This is a genomic window from Psychromonas marina (genome assembly GCF_030161115.1).
Taxonomy (GTDB): Bacteria; Pseudomonadota; Gammaproteobacteria; order Enterobacterales; family Psychromonadaceae; genus Psychromonas; species Psychromonas marina.
Genome location: NZ_BSPQ01000001.1, coordinates 318,617 through 339,921, shown reverse-complemented (window position 1 = coordinate 339,921; position 21,305 = coordinate 318,617). Strand labels below are relative to the sequence as shown.

The window sequence follows — 21,305 nt, the reverse complement described above, 5'->3', positions numbered from 1 at the left end:
TTGTTGTTTATAAAGAATAATGATCAAGCAATTGATCTAGGAGTAAATAATGGCGAATGATTACAGCCGTACCTCACGTGTATCGCAACAGGTTCAAAAAGAACTTGCACGCATCTTACAGCAAGAAGTTAAAGACCCACGCATCGGCATGGTTACTATCTCTGGTGTTGATATCACACGTGATTTAGCTTACGCAAAAGTATTCGTAACGTTCTTAACAATTGGCGACCAAACTAACGAAGAATCTCTAGAGGGTTTAAACTCTGCTGCAGGTTACATTCGTCGTTTATTAGGTAAAGCAATGCGTTTACGTATCGTGCCTGAAGTACGTTTTTGTTTTGACGAAACCCTAACAGAAGGTCTACGTATTTCTGAGCTTGTTAGTGGTGCAGTTAAAAATGATAAAGTGAAGATCGTAGAATCTGGTCGTGTTGATGAAGAAGAAGAGTCAAGCGAGCAAGAGGAAAAAGCATAATGGCAAGGCGTGGTAAAGGTCGTAGCATTAATGGGGTTGTCTTATTAGATAAACCTACAGATATTAGCTCTAACCATGCATTGCAACGTGTGAAACGCATCTTTTTTGCAAATAAAGCGGGCCATACTGGTGCGCTTGATCCACTTGCAACGGGCATGTTACCAATCTGTTTAGGTGAAGCGACAAAGTTTTCACAGTTCTTATTGGATTCAGATAAGCGTTATATCGTTACTGCAAAACTAGGCGTACGCACTGATACTAGTGATTCGCAAGGTGAAGTGGTTTGTGAAAAGCCGGTTTCTGTCACACAGGAACAACTCGATGTGGCGCTAGATACATTCCGTGGCGATATTATGCAAGTTCCTTCAATGTATTCAGCATTGAAATTTGAAGGAAAACCTCTGTATAAATATGCGCGTGCAGGTATCACCATCGATCGTCCTGCTCGCCCAATCACTGTTTATGAAATCAATCAATTACGCTTTGAAGGTGATGAAGTTGATTTAGATATCCATGTTAGTAAAGGTACTTATATCCGTACTATTACTGACGATTTAGGTGAATTACTTGGCTGTGGTGCGCATGTTTCTATGTTGCGTCGTACTCAGGTTGCTGATTACCCTTATGATCGTATGGTAACGCTTGAGCAATTAAACGCATTAATAGATCAAGCTAATGAGCAAGAGATCAGCCCTTATGATTTGTTAGATCCACTTTTGCTTGATATGGACACTGCGGTAAAAAACTACCCAGAAGTTAATATCAGTGATGAGATGGGTGATTACATGCTGCATGGTCAACCGGTGCAAGTATTTGGTGCTCCTGATGATACGCTAGTGCGTATTACCGTCGGTGATGCACGTACCTTTATCGGTATGGGGCAGATGAATGATGATGGTCTTATTGCACCGAAACGCCTCGTTAACCTATGATTTTTCAGATTGTCGCTATTTAGTCAAGCCTCTGCGTTGAAAGTACTTACTTGGGAAACCTAGGACCGTGCTTTCGCTTTAATGCTTGTCTAGCCCTGAAAAGCCATTATTGATCCAATATCTTTAAAGCTAATTTAAGACTCTATTATGACTAAACTTGATTTCTCTTCTATTAACAAATCTTCTGCTAAATCTTTTAATGAGCAGAAGAATATGATTAAAAAGATTGGTAAGGGGCAAACTGTTTTTTGCGCCACCTGTAAGCAACCGTTACAACTATGTGTTTCTAGTGAAGGTGAAAACGGTGTGAAGTGTGAAAAAGGTTGTACCCAAATAGGTTTAGAAGTAGAAGCTTAGATAGGGTGTGTTTCTATAATAAAAAGCCCGATTAACCGAGATGTTAATCGGGCTTTTTTGTCATTTCAATTTCTGTTCTAAGTGCAAGTATAAGCAATCTTTATTGCCAATCCACCTTGTGATGTTTCGCGGTATTTTGCGTTCATATCTTTGCCAGTTTCATACATCGTTTCAATCACTTTATCGAGTGAAACACAAGATACAGATTGTCGACGCATTGCCATACGTGAAGCATTAATCGCTTTCATTGCAGAAATAGCATTACGTTCAATACAAGGTACTTGCACTTGTCCTGCTACAGGGTCGCAGGTTAATCCAAGGTGATGCTCCATTGCAATTTCTGCTGCTTCTGTAACTTGGTCCGGTGTCCCGCCCATAATTTCAGTTAAGCCAGCAGCTGCCATTGAACATGAAACACCTATTTCACCCTGACAACCTACTTCTGCACCTGATATAGAGGCATTGCCCTTAAACAGTCCACCTACCGCAGAGGCAGTTAAAAAGAAGCGACTATATTGGTCGGCTTCTACTTTTGCTACGAATTTATCATAGTATGCAAGTACTGCTGGGATAATACCTGCTGCACCATTGGTTGGCGCGGTAACAACACGTCCACCGGCGGCATTTTCTTCGCTAACGGCCAGCGCAAACATGTTTACCCAATCAATCAATATCATGGGATCTGCGAGCATATTGTTATTAATGGCAAGCTGTCTGTTTAGTGCTGGAGCACGGCGAGGGACGCGTAACGGACCTGCTAAAAGCCCATCTGTTGCACAACCACGCTCAATACCTTCCACCATTGTTTTCCATATTTTTTCAAAACGTTCATCAATATGTGCTTTATTATGGCGTGTAAGCTCATTCTTCATCATTAATGAACTGATAGTGATGTTGTTATCGCTGCAATGCTTAAGGAGTTCTTTGGCGCTGTTAAATGCATAAGGAACATTTTCTTGACTGGATTGTTGATCGTAAAAATGACTCTCTTCTACAATAAAACCGCCACCCGTCGAGTAATAGGTCTGTGAGAATATTTCTTTATCGTCAACAAAGGCATGTAGCACTAACCCATTTTCATGTAATGGTAGTGCTTCATTAATGAAATTAATTGTACCACGAGGGAAAGCAATAGTATGGTTATCTAAATCAAGTGCGAGTGTTTCGGTTGTTTCAACCGCTTTAATAAAATCAGAGATGATATCTAAATCCACATGCTCAGGCTCAAACCCTGCAAGGCCTAAAATAATCGCTAAATCTGTATTATGGCCTTTACCAGTTAATGATAAGGAACCATGAATATCGACACTGACGGCAGTGATATTGGTCAGTTTTACTTCCTGTTGTAGCGCATCAATAAATTGTTTTGCTGCTTTCATAGGACCTAATGTGTGAGAACTAGACGGGCCAATACCAATCTTGAAAATATCGAAGACGCTGTACATAATTTATTACCTTGTAATAACAACTAACTTTTAACGGGGTGAGTTGATAGGGGGGATAGCGGGAGAGTTCATCATCACTCTCCCGTTTAATGACTCGTTAAACGGCCAATTTAAAAAAGATTGCAGAGATAGCGACAAAACCCATGCATGTGATAAAGATATTAGCAATTGTACCTTGGTATTTTGCCATCGCAGGTACACGCTTGATTGCATACATTGGCATTAAGAATAAAATCGTAGCGATAATTGGTCCGCCTAGATTTTCAATCATGCCTAATACGCCGGGGTTTAGTACTGAAACCAACCAAAGTGTTGTGAACATAAAGCCAATAGTGAAACGATTCACAGCTTTAAGGCTAATTTCTTTGCCCATTGATTTTGCTTGTTTAAGAATGATTCCGTTCATACCCTCACGTGCACCTAAGTAGTGTCCAAAGAATGAAGAGATAATCGCAACAAAAGCAACAATAGGGCCGAAGTAAGCAATAAGTGGGCTACCATGCACGTTTGCAAGGTAAGAAAGTACTGGTAAGTTTTGAGCTTTAGCGTCTGCTAACATGTCTGGTGTAAGGCTAAGTACAACAGAAAATACGAAGAACATTACAAAGCCTAATAACATTGCTGAAGTACGTTTTAAAATAGCATCTGACTTTTCAACTGCGCGGTCACCATACTGCTCACGCTGCTTAGTTGCAAAGCTACTTACAGCAGGAGAATGGTTAAATGAAAACACAAGTACTGGGATCGTTAACCAAAGTGTTGTTGTGAAATCAACAGCGCTTGGCACTTGGCTGACGGCTGAAAGGTTCCAGTCAGGGATAAGGAATAAAGACATACCAAAGAGGATAAATACGAGTGGGTATACTAAGAACTGAGTGATCTTAAGCATTAATTTTTCACCACTAAGCATCACCGACATCATACCCACAATCAGGATGATTGATAGTAACCAGCGTGCAGGAGATTCCATACCTAATTGGTGAACCATAAAGCTATCGACAGTATTAGTGATGCTGACACCGTAGATAAGTACGATCGGGTAGATAGCAAAGAAATAAAGTAAGGTAATTAATTTCCCTGCGCCTGTACCAAAATGTTCTTCAACGACATCTGTGATATCGGAATTTGGGTTGTTTGAAGATAAAACGAAACGTGAAAGGTTACGATGTGCCCAGTAGATCATTGGGCCAACTACGAGTGCCATGACAACTAAAGGCCAAAAACCACCTAATCCTGCATTAATCGGTAAGAAAAGAATACCAGCACCAACAGCGGTACCAAAGAGGCTTAACATCCAAGTTGTATCTTGTTTGTTCCAGCGATTTATATCGAGTTTTTCAGTTTGGGGAGTATTGGTAGCGCCTGCATTTAACTCAGGGGTTATTGCTGTTTGTTCGTTCATCATAAATACCTTAAACATTGCCTCCGTTTAAAGTATTCATTACTTCTCAGAGGTGTTTGTGAGTTGTATTCACCTCTAATTCAATTCCGTTCGTACTAAAGAGTAAAGCTGTCGTGTCATTTTGACGGCGCCATTTAAACGTATTCATTTCTCTGTGTATATGATTTTTATTGGTGTTTTTGTCGTTTACGGCTTTACTGATTAAAAATGAGCGATGCATCACGTTGTTAGTCTTTTTGAAGTTGGTTTGGTTTAATCTTATACCAGTTGTATTTTGTTGAAGTGAGTATTTTCGGTAGTTGAAGGGGTTTTTAGTGTTGTTTTCTGGTAAAACCATTTTACCTTGTGTGATAAATTGAAGTAAAAAACGTTTATCGTTTCATAAATAAATAAAAGAAATTATTTTCTTTTATTTTTGCGTCACAAATTTTTGCCTGTGATGTTTTGTTGTTTTTTGTGGGTGGGGTCTTTCACTGTATAGGGTGGAGAGGGGCGTGTTTTCTAACAAATCGTTAAGTGCAAGAGAACTGATAATAGTCCTCTTGATAGCGCATTAACATTGACCTTAAATAAATCTATTTATCCTTTTTATCGTCAATAAGAATACTGAATATTTGCTTATTAGATAATATTTGTTGTGTAACAAAGTTATCAGGAATACATCTAAACAATGATATTTTTGCTTTGCACATCATAGTTGTTAAGGTTATCTTAAAGTGAACGGCTTTATCGGTGATGAGCAGTGATTATGAGCATTATCCGATAGAGGTAAAAATAAATTCATTATTAAGGGATTACAAAATGAAATTAAATTCAATCTATAAAGCAGCAGCATTATCAACACTTTTATTATGTTCTAGCTTACAAGCTAAAACCGTTTATGTCGCAACCACTGCGATAGTTGAACATCCTGCGTTAGATGCTGTTCGTGATGGCATCAAGGCGGTGTTAAATGAAAATGGTTATACCGATGAAAACCTTAAATTCACCTACGAAAGTGCACAGGGACAACCCGCTATCGCTGCACAAATTGCGCGTAAAATGGTCGGTGATGAACCCGATGTGATTGTCGCTATTGCAACGCCTTCGGCTCAAGCCGCAGTGAGTGCAAGTAAAAATATCCCGGTTGTATTCTCTGCTGTAACAGACCCCGTTGGCGCTAAATTAGTACCAAGTTTAACCAAGCCTGGTAGTAATGTGACTGGTTTATCAGACATGGTTAACGTCAAGCAACATCTCGCGCTAATTAAAGAGTTTTTACCAAACCTAAAATCAGTGGGCGTCCCTTATAATCCGGGTGAAGCTAACTCTGTTTCTATTGTTACGGCATTAAAAGCAGCTGCATCGGAAATGGGCATTGAAATTATTGAGTCAGCAGCACCTAAGTCATCCGACGTAATGATTGCAACTAAACAATTGATTGGTAAAGTCGATGCGATTTACTGTCCAACGGATAATACTATTATCAGTGCATTTGAGTCGGTTGTAAAAGTGGGCATTGATTCACAAACCCCCGTTTTTGCTGCAGATACAGGCTCTGTTGAGCGTGGCGCAGTTGCCGCGGTTGGTTACGACTATGGTGATTTAGGCCGTCAAACAGGTGATCTCGTTATACGTATCTTAAAAGGTGAAAAACCAGGTATGATCGATGTGAAAATGGCTGAAGGTACTGACTTATTTGTTAATACTAAAATGGCTGCGCGAATGGGTGTAACTGTACCAGAAGCGGTACTTGCACGTGCCACTAAAGTCATTAAATAATAAGTAGTTATCACTATGTCTGTTTTTGCTTTTTTAGGAACGTTAGAAATAGGATTCATCTATGGCTTAGTTGCCATAGGTGTCTATATCACTTTCCGTATTTTAGACTTTCCCGATTTAACGGTTGATGGCAGTTTCACCTTGGGTGCCGCTGTTACTGCAACATTGATCGTTGCGGGACAAAATGTTTTTTTAGCAACCTTGTTAGGGACGTTAGCTGCATCTTGTGCTGGTTTGCTTACCGCATGGTTAAACCTACGCTTTAATATTCTCCACTTGCTCGCCAGTATATTAACTATGACGGCACTGTATACGATTAATTTACGTGTCATGGGTAAACCCAATGTCGCTTTAATTATGGAACCAACAATATTAACGCCTTTTGAAGGAATTTTTGGTATTCCTGATATGTATATGAAAGTCATATTTGTTGCAATTTGTGCGGTGCTAGCTGCGTTATTGGTTGCTTGGTTTTTAAATACCCAATATGGCTTAGCGATGCGTGCCGTTGGTTCAAACAAACGTATGGCACAAGCAAATGGTATCGTCGTGACTGAGAAGGTCTACGTTGGTTTAGCGCTATCTAATGGTTTAGTTGGCTTAGCGGGAGCATTGTTTGCTCAAACCAATGGTTTTGCAGATTCAACCATGGGTATCGGTACCATTGTTGTTGGTTTAGCTGCGGTGATTATCGGTCAATCATTGTTTGCGAGTCGCTCGATGTGGGTCATCGTATTAAGTTGTATTGTTGGCTCTATCTTATATCGTGTTGCTGTTTCATTAGCACTAAATGCTGACTTCTTAGGCTTTAAAGCGTCAGATTTAAACTTGATCACCGCTGTTTTAGTGGCACTTGCATTGGTCTTCCCTAAACTACGTAGTGAGTGGAAAGCCAAACAAGCAGAGAGGAATAATGGATGATTCGTTGTAATAATTTACACGTTACTTTTAACCATGGGTTACCAACAGAGAAGTTGGCATTAAGGGGCGTCGATCTAACTATTCCTTCGGGCGAGTTTGTCACTGTTATTGGCTCCAATGGTGCGGGTAAATCGACACTACTTAATACCATTGCCGGAGATATAAGAACCACCAGAGGTGATATTTTCTTTGGTGATCGTAATGTGACGAAGTTGCCAGCAACAGGCCGCACGAAAGATATCGCTCGTGTTTTTCAAGATCCTCTAGCGGGTACTTGCGGCGATTTAACCGTTGAAGAGAATATGTCGCTTGCTTATGGGCGAGGTAAAAGAGGGACGCTCTCTTTTGCACTTAACAATAAGCTACGCGCAATCTTTAAAGAACAATTAAGTCGTCTTAACCTCGGCCTTGAAGACCGTTTAGACAGTGAGATGGGGCTTTTATCCGGTGGTCAACGTCAGTCGGTCAGTTTGTTAATGTCAGCACTACAGCCAAGCAGTATTTTGTTATTGGATGAGCATACTGCCGCACTAGATCCTAAAACCGCCGCGTTAATCATGGATATATCATCACAAATCATTGCCGAAAAGCAATTGACGGTAATGATGGTGACGCACTCTATGCGCCAAGCATTAGATCATGGTTCTCGCACTGTGATGTTGCATGAAGGCAAGATTATCTTTGATTTAGAAGGTAAAGAGCGTGCTAATTATGAAGTGAAAGATCTACTTAATTTGTTTGCACAGGCGCGTAATGACGGTGAAGAGCTTGACGATGATAAATTGCTTTTAGGCAGTTAATTAATAGCGGCGAAATTAACGTGAATAAGTATTGATTAATTAATTAATACGCCGTAAAATTCGCCGTTCACTTTATCGCTGAATTAGTGATCGGCGATAATAATTTAAATAGGTTATTCACATAACCACAAAATATCGGAGTATGTTATGTCACTAAGTGCAGAACAGAAAGCTGAAATTGTAGCAAAATTTGGTCGCGCAGAAGGCGATACTGGTTCATCTGAAGTACAAGTTGCTTTGTACACAGCTCAAATCAACCACCTTCAAGGTCACTTCAAAGAGCACATCCATGATCACCACAGCCGTCGTGGTCTATTACGCATGGTTGCTCAGCGTCGTAAATTACTTGATTACCTTAAGCGTAAAGACGTTGTTGCTTACACAGCACTTATCGCAGAACTAGGTCTACGTCGTTAATTTCGACTTAACCTTGTTAATGAAAAGAGCCTTATGGCTCTTTTTTTGTATCTGGAGTTTGGGAAATGCTATCAAGCGATCAGCTTTCAAGCTTTCAACAAACGGCTAACCACTAACAACAGCCTCTAGCCCTCAGCTGTCTTGTTTCTCTTGCCAAGCTTTGGCTTTATTAATTAATGGCACGATGCTCGAACCCTGTATCAAGATAGAGAAAAATACCACCGAATAGGTCATCACCAGAATGATCTCGCGCACATCGATCTGCTTATCAGGAATCACCATGACGCCGGCAGGAATAACCATCGCCATCGCTAATGCAAGTCCGCCTCGTAAACCACCCCAGGTTAAAATTGATACCGAGTAGGGGTTATATTGACGAAATCGTTGAAATCCTACGTAGGAAAGCTTAATGCTTAAGTAACGTGCAATTAATACAATTGGAATCGCAATCACCATCAATATCCAATCCTCTTGATGAAAGCTGTATTGCAACATACTCAGGCCAATTAATAGAAAGAGAATGCCGTTTAAAAATTCATCCACCAACTCCCAAAATCCATCAAGTAAAACCTTACCTTCATCTGAAAAGCCTTTTATGCGTGTCCAGTTACCGATCATAATCCCCGATACAACCATCGCCAAAGGACCGGATACACCGAGTGTACCCGCCAATACATAACCTGCGGTTGGGATACCGATAGTTAATAAAAGTTCCATCGAGTGGTCGTTGGCTGCGCGGATCAGGAAATGAAACAGTACGCCTAAAACCAAACCATAAACAATACCGCCAATCGCCTCATGTAAAAAAACACCACTCACGCTGGCTACCGAGACATCTCCACCAGAAAAAGCAATGCTATACAAAGTAATAAAAATAACTAAGCCAAAGCCATCATTAAATAGGGATTCACCCTCTATTTGTGTAGAGATGCGTTTTGGTGCATTGAGTTTTTTTACTATGGCTAATACCGCGATCGGATCCGTTGGAGAGATGAGGGCACCAAAAAGAAGACAATAAATAAGGTCGAATTGAAAACCTAAAAGCTGGCAACTATAAAATAGGACATAACCGATAAAAAACGTTGAAAAAAGTGTCGCCCCAAGCGCTAATACGGTGATTTCCCATTTCTGATCTTTAATATTACTGATCTTAATATTTAATCCGCCAGCGAATAATAGAAAGCCTAAAATGCCATCTAAGAGAAAGCTATTAAAGTCTATTTTTACAAGTTGCTCGGCCGCATGTGTTTCTAATGCGGTAAAGCCATTTTTACCTGCAATTACAATAATAAGGGATAAGATTAATGAGCCTGCCGTGATAGCAATCGTATTTTGCATCTTACCTATTTTAGTATTTAAAAAGGCGATCAATATTGCTGCGGCACCAAGAAAGCAAAGCGTTGCATAGACTGTCATAGTAATCTCATCTTTTAGAAATAGGGCTAACTGGAGGCTAAGTATAGTTAATTACGCCATTTTGGTATTAATTGCTAAGGTTAAAAAAGCGTATGGTTATACTTTACTGTTTTTAAGGAAATTACTGAATTTATTTTTTGAGCATTTCCGCTTTTAAAAGTATTATTTTTGTCACCTTGTTGTTGATTTTTTTCATAATTACATGAATAACTTAAGTCATTATTTAGTATAATATGAGGTCATTGTTGCCTGCATTCTGAATCATTCATTGCAGATCTAAAGTAACGCTGAAATCTACTCTAAACTTACTAATATAAACCTTAAAACGGAGAAAGTATGTCTTTTGAAATGATAATGATCGGGGTTGCTAGCTTAGTGGCTATTGGTATCTTATTACACCATCCCTCGAAAACAGTCGGTATCCCGTCGTTAATTATTTTTATGTGTGTCGGTTTGGTTTTTGGTAATGGCGAGTTTGATTTTGTTTACGATAATTTACAATTAACCTCTTTTATTGGTGGCATGGCGTTAAATGTCATTGTCTTTGTTGGGGGGTTAAATACATCCACTAAGAGCATTAAATTAGCTTGGAAAGAGGGCGGTACTTTATCCAGTGCAGGGGTGTTATTAACGACGCTATTCTTCTCTGTGATCTTATATTATTTATTAGATTTTAATTATTTAACCTGCCTGCTTTTTGCTGCGGTTGTTTCATCGACAGATGCCGCTGCTGTTTTTTCTATCTTAGAATCAAAAAAACTAAAACTAAAAGAAAATACGGATACCGTTTTAGAGTTTGAATCGGCGACGAACGACCCTGTGGCACTGTTAATGGTGGTTATGCTGACTGATATTCTCGTGAGCAGCACTGGTCTTGCCCCTACCATTTCTAGTATTAGTGTTTTATTAGCTCAGCAGATTTTATTTGGTGCGATTGTTGGCTTTGTTTTAGGTAAATTATGCGTAATAGCGCTTAATCATATTAAATTAGAAGAATACGGTTTAATTCCCGTGTTTATTTTAGCGTGTTTCACTATCACTGTTTATGGCACTGAGGTCATTGGTGGCAATGTATTAGTGGCGGTATATATCGCGGGTGTGGTGATCGGTAATCAACTGGTACGTGGTTGCGAAGTAAATAAACACTTTTTCAATGGTCTTGCTTGGTTAGCGCAGTCATTGATGTTTATTTTGATTGGTTTGCAAATTTTCCCACAAAACTTAATGCAGGTATTTTGGATCTCAGTCATCCCTGCGCTGCTGCTTATTTTTATTGCAAGACCACTCGCTGTACAAATTTGTTATTTGCCTTTTACAAAAGCAACGTGGAAGAAACGCTTGTTTATCTCATCGATTGGGTTAAAAGGCGCAACACCGATCGTGTTTGCATTGATCCCCGCTACCGCTGGTATTGAAGGCTCTGTAGAGATGATACACATGGTGTTCTTTGTGGTGTTATTTTCGGTGCTATTACAAGGTGGCGCGATTGAGCCACTAGCGAAGAAACTAGGTTTAGTGAAAGACGATAAGTAATAAGGTAATAAAAAGCCAGACAGGAATATGTCTGGCTTGAAGTGCTAACCATTTGTGTTAGCGGTAGTTTTCAACTTCTTTTACCTCTTCAGGGCGTTGATAATGTTCTCTCTTGAGGCTTAACAATTCCGGTACTGTTGCCGAAATACAGACCGATGAAAATGTACCTACTAAAATACCGGTGAAGAGGGCAATAGAGAAACCTTCTAAAGGTTGCCCTGCTAATAACCAAATAGCAGATACAGTGCCTAATGTTGTACCTGATGTAATTAAAGTACGTGTTAAAGTTGATAAAATAGCACTGTTAATTATCTCATTTAAGCTTCCTTTCATTTTTGTTCTGAGCATCTCTCGAATCCTATCGGATATAACAATCGAATCATTCAATGAATAACCAATCACCGCAAGTAATGCAGCTAATACGGTTAGGTCAAATTCGATTTGTAATAAAGAGAAAATACCTAACACAATAATAATGTCATGAAACAGTGCGGCAACAGAGCCACTTGCTAAGCGCCATTCGAATCGCAATGATAGGTACAGTAACATCGCGATTAATGATGCGATGATTGCTAATGCGCCTGCTTCAAAAAGCTCATCACCGACTTGCGGTCCGATAACACTCGCGCTTAATACTTCAACGGAAAAGTCGGCATCGAGATTGCCCATTAGCAATGAGGTTTCAGGCATCTTTTCGCTATCAATGCCTTGGCGTATTGACCATTGTAAATCACTGCCTACATTAATTAATGAAAAAGGAGTGTCTATCACTTCGCTCAAGGCTGTTTGTAATTGCGTTTCGCTGACTGGTTGATCAGTTTGTATCTCGGTAATAACGCCCCCGGTGAAGTCGACCGCGAAATTAAACCCTTTAAATTGGATAGTTAGTAGTGAAAATAAAATAATGACTAATGAGCTATAAAAGCCGATATAGCGCGCTAAGGTAAAGCCTGTTTTAGTTGTTTTCATAAGTTTCTCCTACTTCTTTAATTCAGGTAATTTAGTGATAAACGTATTCACTAAAGCGCGCGAGACATAGATACCTGTAAACATACTGCTTAAGATCCCAAAGCCTAGAGTAATAGCAAAGCCTTTTATAGGGCCATAACCGACGGAAAATAAAATGAGGGCAATAATCAGCGAAGTGATATTGGCATCCATAATGGTACTTAATGCATTTTTATAGCCATGATGAATGGCAAGCGCGGTGCTTTTTCCTCGTTTGAGTTCCTCTTTAATACGCTCAAAAATAAGCACGTTGGTATCAATGGCCATACCAATCGTTAATACAAAACCTGCAATGCCTGGTAGGGTTAAAACCGCGCCTGGTACCAATGATAATAAACCGAGTAAACAAACCACATTTAGAATCAATGCAACATTGGCGATTAAGCCTAATTTACGATACCAAAGTGCCATAAACACTAACATCATGCTTAAACCTAGCATGATTGCCGCCATGCCATTGTTAATGTTTTGCTCGCCAAGTGAGGGCCCAAGTGTACGCTCTTCAACAATCGTAACGGGTGCTGTTAAACTACCTGATTTAAGTAACATGGCTAAATCTTGTGTTGCTTGTACACTTTCCATGCCACTAATTGTAAATCGCGAACCAAGGTGTGCTTGTATTGTTGCAACGCTAATGACTTTGCTATTTTTCTCTAATTCACCTTGCTCATTTTGTTGATATTCGGAATACAGTGTTGCCATCGGTTTACCGATATTATCTTTTGTAAAGTCCGACATTAATTTACCGCCAGCGCTATCTAAAGTAATAAACACTTCTGGTAGGCCCATCTCTCCAAACTGAGATCGTGCATCAGTGATATGTGTGCCAGATAAGATAGGTGAGTTATTGAGGCGTACCATTTCACCAGAATTACTTTTATATAAACTGCCACCTTGTGCTTGCAGTTGATGGAAGTCTAGCGAAGCGGTTGCGCCAATAATACGTCTTGCTTGTGAAGGGTCTTGTACACCAGGCAGTTCAATACGTATGAAGTTATTACCTTGTCGTTGTACGACAGCTTCAGTGATACCAAGCGCTTCAATTCTATCGCGCATAGTCGTAATATTCTGACGCATTAACTCTTGATGGTAGGTTTGAGCGAATTGGTCATTGGTGCTGATGATGATCTCTCTAGCACTATTTTTTGTTTGCGATAGCTCAGGGTAAAGCGTGGTGAGTTCAGCCATCACTTCAATAATTTGTTGATCCACTCGTGCTGGGTAACGTAATACAGTTGAACCATCTTGCAGGGTGCCAATACGTGCACCACGAGCTTTATATTCACGTAGTAACTGGCTGAGATCCTCTTTTATTTTCACCTCTCGCTCAGCAATGGCTGCATCGGTATCAACAGCCATGACAAATTGTACGCCGCCACGTAAATCTAACCCTAATTTAACGGGCTTAGCACCCACCTTTTTTAACCAACTTGGGCTTGCTGATTCCATTGCCATTGCCACACTGTAATCATCGCCTAATAAAGAATCTAAGATATCGCGAGCATTTTGCTGTTGGCTTTCATCTTCAAGTAATACGATGTTTTGATTGCGTTTTTGTTCAATCAGTTCAACACCAATACCGCGTTCAGATAGCTGGTTAAAAATAGTGGTGCTACTAAGCATGACGGCGTCATTTGAATTACTTTGTATATGCAGTGCTGCTTTCTCACCAAACCAGTTAGGTAAAGCATTTAAGCCAAGAATGACAAGCGTGAAAATAATCACTATATATTGCCATTTAGAGTAACGATTAATCGTTTTATGTGGTTGTTTCATAGGAACCTCAACATGCATAACAATGAATGCATGTAGTAAAATAAAATTATTAGCCACGGAGTAACGATTGATGCTGAATAGATGAATGTATATTTTCCATCATAGAAATTTCAGCGTAAACGAACCCCATAAAGTGGTGTTAGAACGATAAATTTATAATATTGCTACGGGTTTTAAGTAAAGTACTTACCCAAAAGCAGGAGGTTAACTAAGGTGGTAGGTGTTTTTGGCAGTGTATAAACTATTACTTTCTTTCCAGCCAGATAGTCGAGAACTATTACCAGAGAATGACATAAACCAAGCAGGAGGAGTTTCTGCTAGTGTATTTTCATTATTTTCAAAAATATCAAGCTGTGCAGTTAATAATGCGTAGACAAATATGTAATCAGGTGACTGAAACTGTTTATAGTTTAATAAATTTGCACGAAGAGGTGTTATAAAATCAATTAATTCACCTTGCTGATCAGAGACTGGCTGTAGAGATGAGTCTTTGGTTTCTATTAACTCTGTTTCTAAAACGTAACTATCAGAAATAGCCATGTTCAAATTTTGGTTGTCACTCATCAACTCAATCGATTTTGCCTGAGGCACCGATAAGTTATTTTCTACGACGTCAGAAAAGACTGAAGTAGATAAAAATAGTGTGATGAATATTGCAACTATTCGAAACAAATTTGTCTATTTCCTATTAACAGAGTAGGAGCTGATTATACCCATTGAAAGGGCTAACACAACCCAACCATCAGAATTAAATGAGCAAAAAAATAGATTAAAGTGCCAATAATAAACAAACCGTAAAATTAACAGTACGCTATATTTCATTGGCTGATTATTAACCCTAAAAAAAAACAGCAAAAATGTTTTAAAGCAAAGCCTTTGACGTATACTATGGGCGCGATAAAAAGCAAAATGAAAATAATACTATTAAAGGAAAAAAAATGACTCCTATTGTTAAAAGTTTTCAGTATGGCGAACATACTGTAACACTAGAAACTGGCGTAATTGCACGCCAAGCGACTGCCGCTGTAATGTGTAGCATGGACGATACGTGTGTATTCGTTTCTGTTGTTGGTAAAAATGCAGATGATCAAGAGCGTGATTTCTTCCCTCTTACTGTTAACTACCAAGAAAAAACATACGCTGCAGGTAAAATTCCAGGTGGTTTCTTCAAACGTGAAGGCCGCCCATCTGAAGAAGAAACGTTAATTGCACGTCTTATTGACCGTCCAGTTCGTCCTCTTTTCCCTGAAGGTTTCAAAAACGAAGTACAAGTGATTGCAACTGTTGTTTCAATCAACCCAGAAGTTAACCCAGATATCGTTGCAATGATCGCAACATCTGCGGCTCTTTCTATCTCTGGTATGCCTTTTAACGGTCCTATCGGTTGTGCTCGTGTTGGTTACAAAGAAGGTCAATACCTACTTAACCCAACTAAAACAGAATTAGAAACAAGTGATCTTAACCTTGTTGTATCTGGTACTGATAACGCTGTATTAATGGTTGAATCTGAAGCTGCTATCCTAAGCGAAGACGTAATGTTAGGCGCTGTTGTATACGGTCACGATGAGCAACAAGTTGTTGTTGAAGCAATCAAAGCATTCGCTGCAGAAGTTGCACGTCCTGCTTGGAACTGGGCTGCTCCTGCACGTAACGAAGCATTAGATACTGCGATTGCTACTGAAGCACAAGCACGTTTCGAAGAAGCTTACCAAATCAGTGATAAAGGCGATCGTTACGATGCAATCAAAGCGATCACTTCAGAAGTTAAAGCTAAATTATTAGAAGCTGATGAAACATTAGTAGCTAAGCAAGTAGGCGAATACCTACATGATTTAGAAAAAACTGTTGTACGTACGCGCATCATTAAAGGTGAGCCACGTATCGATGGTCGTGATCCTGAGAGCGTTCGTGCTCTTGACGTTCGTACTGGTGTTTTACCACGTACTCACGGTTCTTCACTATTTACACGTGGTGAAACACAAGCATTAGTTACAGCAACACTTGGTACACAACGTGATGCACAAATCATCGACAGCCTAATGGGTGAGAAGAAAGATCACTTCTTATTACATTACAACTTCCCTCCATACTGTGTAGGCGAAACTGGTTTTGTTGGTTCTCCTAAACGTCGTGAAATTGGTCACGGTCGTCTAGCTAAACGTGGTGTATTAGCAGTAATGCCTACAGTTGAAGAATTCCCGTACACAGTTCGTGTTGTATCGGAAATCACTGAATCTAACGGTTCATCTTCAATGGCTTCTGTATGTGGCGCATCACTAGCTCTTATGGATGCTGGTGTTCCACTTAAAGCGTCTGTTGCTGGTATTGCAATGGGTCTAGTTAAAGAAGGCGAAGAGTTCGTTGTTCTTTCTGATATCTTAGGTGATGAAGATCATCTTGGTGATATGGACTTTAAAGTAGCGGGTACTGATGCTGGTATTACAGCACTTCAAATGGATATCAAAATTGAAGGTATCACACGCGAAATCATGCAAATTGCTTTAAACCAAGCAAAAGCTGCACGTCTACATATCCTAACGGTAATGGACGAAGCGATTTCTGAAGGTCGTCAAGAGATTTCTCAATTCGCACCACGTATTCACACTATCAAAATCCCAACGGATAAAATCCGTGACGTTATTGGTAAAGGCGGCGCAGTTATCCGTTCTTTATGTGAAGAAACGGGTACTACGATTGAAATCGAAGATGACGGTACAGTTAAAATTGCTGCAACTTCTGGTGAGCAAGCTGATGATGCAATCAACCGCATTAAAACGCTAACTGCTGAAGTTGAAGTTGGTACTATCTACGAAGGTAAAGTTGTACGTTTAGCTGATTTCGGCGCATTCGTTAACATCTTACCTGGTAAAGATGGTCTAGTTCACATCTCACAAATCTGTGAAGAGCGTGTACAGAAAGTTTCTGACCATTTGAAAGAAGGTCAAGAAGTTAAAGTTAAAGTACTAGAAGTAGACCGCCAAGGCCGTGTACGTCTAAGTATTAAAGAAGCAATGGAAAAGAAAGAAGCTCCTGCAGCTGAATAATCTTGTGACTCTTCGATGAAGAGTCTTACATTACTTTTATAAAGGAAGCTTCGGCTTCCTTTTTTTATGCCTGTAGGAAAGTTGTTGGTGATGATTTAACTGTGTGGTGAATAGCTCGTCTGCGCTCGTTGAGACTATTTTTATTAGCTTCTATGTTCTAACGTTGGAATTAGCTCGCTATCGCTCGTCGGGGCATTACTGGTTGTTATTTGCAGTGGTTTCGCCTGTAGGCGAGTTACTTTCTTTTGTTTGCCCAAAAGAAACCTGTACATAAAAGAGCAAAGAAAAAGGCACACCGAGACGCTTTCTAATCCAATCAACAAACGCATTTTAAACGTACCGTTTCGGACGTGCATCCATGCACTAGCCAAAACTAATCCAAACATCCTGTTTGTCTTTACTAAAATGAGTTCATTGCTTGGGAAAGCTTTACGGTGACTAGTCGCAGCTGCATTGTGTATTAGCTCGCCTGCGCTTGTTGGGGCTGATCTTTTGCCTTTTGGGGAGTTAAATTAAAGCTGTATCTATTACTAGTAAAAAAGACCTGAGCCAATTCAGAGTCGTTGCTTTGGCGATTTAAGAGGGCCTAGTTTGTAAGAAAAATTGATTTAAAATAGAAAACGAGCTTTAGGCCATTTTTTGTTTTTACAGTTTGATTATAATGGGGAAAGTTAGTGTTTATTCTTTAATAATGTATTTATTATAGAAATTGTTTTGTTAGTTCAGCTGTTATTAAGCCCAGCTAGCCTCGGTGTTAAATTTAAGGATGAATATATGAATATGGCTGTTGAGCACACTAGGGCAAAATTCTGGAAGTGCGCATTACAAGTAAACCCTGCAAGTTATATACAGTACCGAGGGAAAAATCAGAATATTTCAGAAGATGACTACAATCAGAGATTATTAGAGGTCTGCCTTGAGGAATCGATAAAAGTTGTTGGAATAGCCGATCATGGCAATGTTGATTCTGTTGTGAAAATCAAAGAAACCTTTAATGTTCAAGGAGTCATCGTCTTTCCTGGGTTTGAAATTGCATCTAGTGAGAAAATACATTTAGTTTGTTTATACCCAGAACATACAAGTCTTCAAACTTTAAATAATTATTTATATGAGTTTGACATAGATACTTCTAACGGCACAAATCCATCAACTAAAAGTGCAGACTTTATTCTGTCAACCGTTATAGATAAAGGTGGCTTTGTGTATGCTGCACATTGCACAGATGACAGCGGGGTTTTAAAACAAAAATTAAACAACATTTGGAAAAACCCGAATTTACATGCTGCACAAATCCCTACTTCATTAGAAGCACTTAAAGAGCAAGGTGATCAAGCAAATCACCAGATCCTTCTTAATAAAAATCCAGATTATAAGCGTGAAAAAAATATTGCGATTATAAATGCTAAAGATATAGAAGATCCTGAAACATTAAGAAAGGAAAATGCGACTTGCTTGGTGAAGATGACAAAACCTTGCTTTTCCTCATTTAAACTAGCGTTTTCAGATTCTGAATCTCGTGTTCGCCTCAACTCTGATATTAAAGAGAAATATTACTCTAGAATAGAGGCTGTTAGGTTTGTTGGTGGGTTTCTCGATGGAATTCATATCAACTATTCCGAGCATTTAAATGCTTTAATAGGCGGTAGAGGAACAGGTAAATCGACTTTAATAGAATCAATTCGTTATGTGTTAAATATTGAACCTATTAGTAAAGAAACAAAAGCACAGCACCTTAAAGTTATAAAGCAGAATCTTGGTTCAGGATTCGCTGAATTGACTGTCAAATCAGCAGTAAAACATGGGAAATTATATAAAATATCAAGACGCTATGGTGAATCCCCGATAGTAAAAGATGAAAGCGGATCTGTTTCTACTTTTTCTCCTAGAGACTTATTACCTGATATTGAAATCTTTGGTCAAAATGAAATCCATGAAATCGCCAAAGAATCAAGTGAACAACTAAAAGTAGTAGAGCGATTTCTAAATACAGATAAAATTGAGCAAGAGTCAGGTATTTCAACAGTTAAAGAGTCATTAGTTACAACAAGAAATAATATATCTGATTTAACATCTAGTGTCTCTAGCATGGAATCTGATGTGGAAGACTTGAAGGCTCACGAGGAAGATGAAAATAGGTATAAAGAGCTTGGAATAGAGCAACAATTGAAACTATTACCAATCGTTGAGTCGGAAAGAAGTACCTTCAAAACTGTTTCAGGAAAGATGGAAACGTTAAAGGAAGCACTAAAAGAGTTTTCTGAATCTATCCCATGCGCTGACTTTATTACTGAAGAGTCGATTAAGGAATTTCCCGATAAAACAATATTTGAAAATGCTAAATTAGCCTTAGTTGAATTAAAAGATAACATCAATCTATCTATTGAAAAAATGGAACTTGATTCAGACAGTTCTCAGCAGAAGATAGAACTACTTGATAAAGAACTTCAAGAAAGCATAGAGTTACAAGAAGACTCCATCACTAAAGAGTTTAAAAAGTTGGCTCCTGTGGAAGGTTTAACTGGAAAACAAATTGGTGAACAATATCGGGATCTAATTAAAAATATCGAGAGATTAAAACCCAAACGTGCGGAACTTGTAAATGAACAAGGTAAACTGGACAAAGAAATAGCAACAAGAAAGGCGCTACTGGCTGAGTTGTCTGAGAAAAAAACCAACAGAGCTACCGCCTTTGAAAAGGGCGTAAAAAGGCTGAATAGAAAGTTAAAGGGTAATATAAAGGTAAATTACTCAGCAGAAAAAAACAGACTTGGATTAATAAAACTTATCGTAAGCTATCGTTTATCTGATGTCGCTGAGGGAAGACTTTCTTGGATGAAAGGAGTAGAGGAGTTCTCGGCACCTCTATTAGCTGAGACTATCAAGAAAGGACAGGCTGCTTTATTAGAGAAAGATTGGGGGATGACTTCCACTACCGCTGACAGATTATCAAAAATCAGCAATAAACAAATAATGGAAATTGAAGAGTTTAAGATCGATGATTTGGTTAGCATTGAGTTGAATGTTTCGAGTAATGATGAGCCTTTATATAAAAAACTTGATTCATTATCAACAGGTCAACAGTGCACAGCCTTATTGCACATGCTCTTACTTGATAACCAAGATCCTCTACTTTTAGATCAACCGGAAGATAATCTCGACAACGCATTTATAGCAGAGCGAATTGTTACTCAGGTGCGAGATGGCAAACTAACTAGACAGTTTATTTTTGCTACTCATAACGCAAACATACCTGTTTTTGGTGACGCTGAGTGGATTGGAGTTTTGGAGTCAACGAATGAAAATGCAACTTTGCCTATTCAGAATCAAGGCTCAATAGATCAGCCAAATATTCAAAGTCTTGCAGCCAAAATTCTTGAAGGTGGCGAGGATGCATTTAATAGAAGAAAAGAAAAATATGGCTTTAAGTAAGGGCTAAATAACATGTCGTTTACAAAAAATATTGGGCTCAGGTCTTTCCTTTTGCTTTAGTCTGGTAAATGCAGGCATTCTTTGTGTTTTTTAGTGAGTATTTCGCCTCTGGCGAGTTACTTTTCTTTGAACAGCCAAAGAAAAGTAACCAAAAGAAAGGCTGCCCTAACTATTTTCTAATTTGCACGTCAAAATTGCTTATAACGCACCAGCTCGTACAGCACATCCATGTGCTGAATCGAGCTTAGTATCGGCATCCCTGCCGATCCTTGCTAAGCAATCATGCCTTAGCAAGAAAATAGAAAGGGGGGGGGGGTACGCATTGATTCTCATTTCTCGCTGTTCAGTGAAAGTAGTGGGGCGTTTTCAGAACCGAAACGTGTTTCGCAGTCTGAATTAGCAAGATTCTTTGAACAGTCAAAGAAAACGAGAAATAAAGCGGGACATCCATAACTTAGTTCATTTTAAATCAATCTGTTATATTAATTTCATTCAAATCCTGACTAGAAGTAGAATCAATGTGGCTGCGCGGATCCCATCTGTATTTTTCTAGCTCAATCAATTCCTTTAGCAAGCGACGGCATGGATG

At 39.2% G+C, this 21,305-nt stretch carries 16 protein-coding genes; 10 read left to right on the top strand and 6 right to left on the bottom strand.

Going from position 1 to position 21,305, the window contains the following annotated elements; genetic code table 11:
* Positions 1-49: 49 nt before the first annotated feature.
* The 3 genes from rbfA to QQK09_RS01650 all read left to right on the top strand — a co-directional run bounded on the left by rbfA (position 50) and on the right by QQK09_RS01650 (position 1,764).
* The gene (rbfA, locus tag QQK09_RS01660) at positions 50-475 is read left to right on the top strand and encodes a 30S ribosome-binding factor RbfA (protein WP_284202369.1); all 426 of its coding nucleotides are present in this window, start codon (positions 50-52) and stop codon (positions 473-475) included.
* On the top strand, positions 475-1,407 hold the full coding sequence (truB, locus tag QQK09_RS01655; protein WP_284202367.1) for a tRNA pseudouridine(55) synthase TruB: 933 nt from the start codon (positions 475-477) through the stop codon (positions 1,405-1,407). Before rbfA ends, truB begins: the two co-directional genes overlap by 1 nt.
* Positions 1,408-1,554: 147 nt before the next feature.
* The gene (locus QQK09_RS01650) at positions 1,555-1,764 is read left to right on the top strand and encodes a hypothetical protein (protein ID WP_284202365.1); all 210 of its coding nucleotides are present in this window, start codon (positions 1,555-1,557) and stop codon (positions 1,762-1,764) included.
* Between the two features lie 77 nt (positions 1,765-1,841).
* On the opposite strand, the gene QQK09_RS01645 is transcribed toward QQK09_RS01650, so the two are convergent.
* Positions 1,842-3,209, bottom strand: a complete 1,368-nt coding sequence (locus tag QQK09_RS01645; RefSeq protein ID WP_284202364.1) for an L-serine ammonia-lyase — start codon at positions 3,207-3,209, stop codon at positions 1,842-1,844.
* A gap of 97 nt (positions 3,210-3,306) precedes the next feature.
* On the bottom strand, positions 3,307-4,611 hold the full coding sequence (locus QQK09_RS01640; protein ID WP_284202363.1) for a serine/threonine transporter: 1,305 nt from the start codon (positions 4,609-4,611) through the stop codon (positions 3,307-3,309).
* Between the two features lie 801 nt (positions 4,612-5,412).
* Here QQK09_RS01640 and QQK09_RS01635 point away from each other — a divergent pair.
* The 4 genes from QQK09_RS01635 to rpsO all read left to right on the top strand — a co-directional run bounded on the left by QQK09_RS01635 (position 5,413) and on the right by rpsO (position 8,510).
* The gene (locus QQK09_RS01635) at positions 5,413-6,372 is read left to right on the top strand and encodes an ABC transporter substrate-binding protein (RefSeq protein WP_284202361.1); all 960 of its coding nucleotides are present in this window, start codon (positions 5,413-5,415) and stop codon (positions 6,370-6,372) included.
* A gap of 15 nt (positions 6,373-6,387) precedes the next feature.
* Positions 6,388-7,293 carry an ABC transporter permease gene (locus QQK09_RS01630; protein WP_284202359.1) on the top strand — a complete coding sequence of 302 codons (906 nt, stop codon included), beginning with the start codon at positions 6,388-6,390 and terminating at the stop codon, positions 7,291-7,293.
* A complete protein-coding gene (locus QQK09_RS01625) occupies positions 7,290-8,093 on the top strand; it encodes an ABC transporter ATP-binding protein (protein WP_284202358.1) in 804 nt (267 codons plus the stop codon). Before QQK09_RS01630 ends, QQK09_RS01625 begins: the two co-directional genes overlap by 4 nt.
* Positions 8,094-8,240: 147 nt before the next feature.
* Positions 8,241-8,510 (top strand): 30S ribosomal protein S15, encoded by a 270-nt coding sequence (gene rpsO, locus QQK09_RS01620; RefSeq protein WP_284202357.1) that lies wholly within the window; start codon positions 8,241-8,243, stop codon positions 8,508-8,510.
* 132 nt (positions 8,511-8,642) lie between these two features.
* Here rpsO and QQK09_RS01615 read toward each other — a convergent pair whose 3' ends face one another.
* Positions 8,643-9,926: a cation:proton antiporter gene (locus tag QQK09_RS01615; protein WP_284202356.1), complete on the bottom strand. Its 1,284-nt coding sequence runs from the start codon at positions 9,924-9,926 to the stop codon at positions 8,643-8,645.
* A 336-nt stretch (positions 9,927-10,262) separates the two neighbouring features.
* Between QQK09_RS01615 and QQK09_RS01610 the strand changes: the two genes are divergently transcribed.
* Positions 10,263-11,459, top strand: coding sequence for a potassium/proton antiporter (locus tag QQK09_RS01610; RefSeq protein ID WP_284202355.1), 1,197 nt, complete (start codon positions 10,263-10,265; stop codon positions 11,457-11,459).
* A 57-nt stretch (positions 11,460-11,516) separates the two neighbouring features.
* Here the strand turns inward: QQK09_RS01610 and secF are convergent, their stop codons facing one another.
* The 3 genes from secF to QQK09_RS01595 form a co-directional block, all read right to left on the bottom strand.
* Positions 11,517-12,428 carry a protein translocase subunit SecF gene (gene secF / locus QQK09_RS01605; RefSeq protein ID WP_284202354.1) on the bottom strand — a complete coding sequence of 304 codons (912 nt, stop codon included), beginning with the start codon at positions 12,426-12,428 and terminating at the stop codon, positions 11,517-11,519.
* Positions 12,429-12,437: 9 nt separating this feature from the next.
* Positions 12,438-14,243: a protein translocase subunit SecD gene (gene secD / locus QQK09_RS01600; protein WP_284202349.1), complete on the bottom strand. Its 1,806-nt coding sequence runs from the start codon at positions 14,241-14,243 to the stop codon at positions 12,438-12,440.
* A 204-nt stretch (positions 14,244-14,447) separates the two neighbouring features.
* Complete coding sequence (locus QQK09_RS01595) at positions 14,448-14,915, bottom strand: hypothetical protein (protein WP_284202348.1); 468 nt, start codon at positions 14,913-14,915, stop codon at positions 14,448-14,450.
* Positions 14,916-15,181: 266 nt separating this feature from the next.
* Between QQK09_RS01595 and pnp the strand changes: the two genes are divergently transcribed.
* The gene (gene pnp / locus QQK09_RS01590; protein ID WP_284202347.1) at positions 15,182-17,287 is read left to right on the top strand and encodes a polyribonucleotide nucleotidyltransferase; all 2,106 of its coding nucleotides are present in this window, start codon (positions 15,182-15,184) and stop codon (positions 17,285-17,287) included.
* Between the two features lie 774 nt (positions 17,288-18,061).
* Positions 18,062-20,716, top strand: coding sequence for a TrlF family AAA-like ATPase (locus tag QQK09_RS01585; protein ID WP_284202346.1), 2,655 nt, complete (start codon positions 18,062-18,064; stop codon positions 20,714-20,716).
* The last annotated feature ends 589 nt before the right edge of the window (positions 20,717-21,305 follow it).

Coding starts and splice junctions, on each gene's coding strand:
- rbfA (WP_284202369.1), top strand. CDS start 50: ATGGCGAATGATTACAGCCGTACCTCACGTGTATCGCAACAGGTTCAA.
- truB (WP_284202367.1), top strand. CDS start 475: ATGGCAAGGCGTGGTAAAGGTCGTAGCATTAATGGGGTTGTCTTATTA.
- QQK09_RS01650 (WP_284202365.1), top strand. CDS start 1,555: ATGACTAAACTTGATTTCTCTTCTATTAACAAATCTTCTGCTAAATCT.
- QQK09_RS01645 (WP_284202364.1), bottom strand. CDS start 3,209: ATGTACAGCGTCTTCGATATTTTCAAGATTGGTATTGGCCCGTCTAGT.
- QQK09_RS01640 (WP_284202363.1), bottom strand. CDS start 4,611: ATGAACGAACAAACAGCAATAACCCCTGAGTTAAATGCAGGCGCTACC.
- QQK09_RS01635 (WP_284202361.1), top strand. CDS start 5,413: ATGAAATTAAATTCAATCTATAAAGCAGCAGCATTATCAACACTTTTA.
- QQK09_RS01630 (WP_284202359.1), top strand. CDS start 6,388: ATGTCTGTTTTTGCTTTTTTAGGAACGTTAGAAATAGGATTCATCTAT.
- QQK09_RS01625 (WP_284202358.1), top strand. CDS start 7,290: ATGATTCGTTGTAATAATTTACACGTTACTTTTAACCATGGGTTACCA.
- rpsO (WP_284202357.1), top strand. CDS start 8,241: ATGTCACTAAGTGCAGAACAGAAAGCTGAAATTGTAGCAAAATTTGGT.
- QQK09_RS01615 (WP_284202356.1), bottom strand. CDS start 9,926: ATGACAGTCTATGCAACGCTTTGCTTTCTTGGTGCCGCAGCAATATTG.
- QQK09_RS01610 (WP_284202355.1), top strand. CDS start 10,263: ATGTCTTTTGAAATGATAATGATCGGGGTTGCTAGCTTAGTGGCTATT.
- secF (WP_284202354.1), bottom strand. CDS start 12,428: ATGAAAACAACTAAAACAGGCTTTACCTTAGCGCGCTATATCGGCTTT.
- secD (WP_284202349.1), bottom strand. CDS start 14,243: ATGAAACAACCACATAAAACGATTAATCGTTACTCTAAATGGCAATAT.
- pnp (WP_284202347.1), top strand. CDS start 15,182: ATGACTCCTATTGTTAAAAGTTTTCAGTATGGCGAACATACTGTAACA.
- QQK09_RS01585 (WP_284202346.1), top strand. CDS start 18,062: ATGAATATGGCTGTTGAGCACACTAGGGCAAAATTCTGGAAGTGCGCA.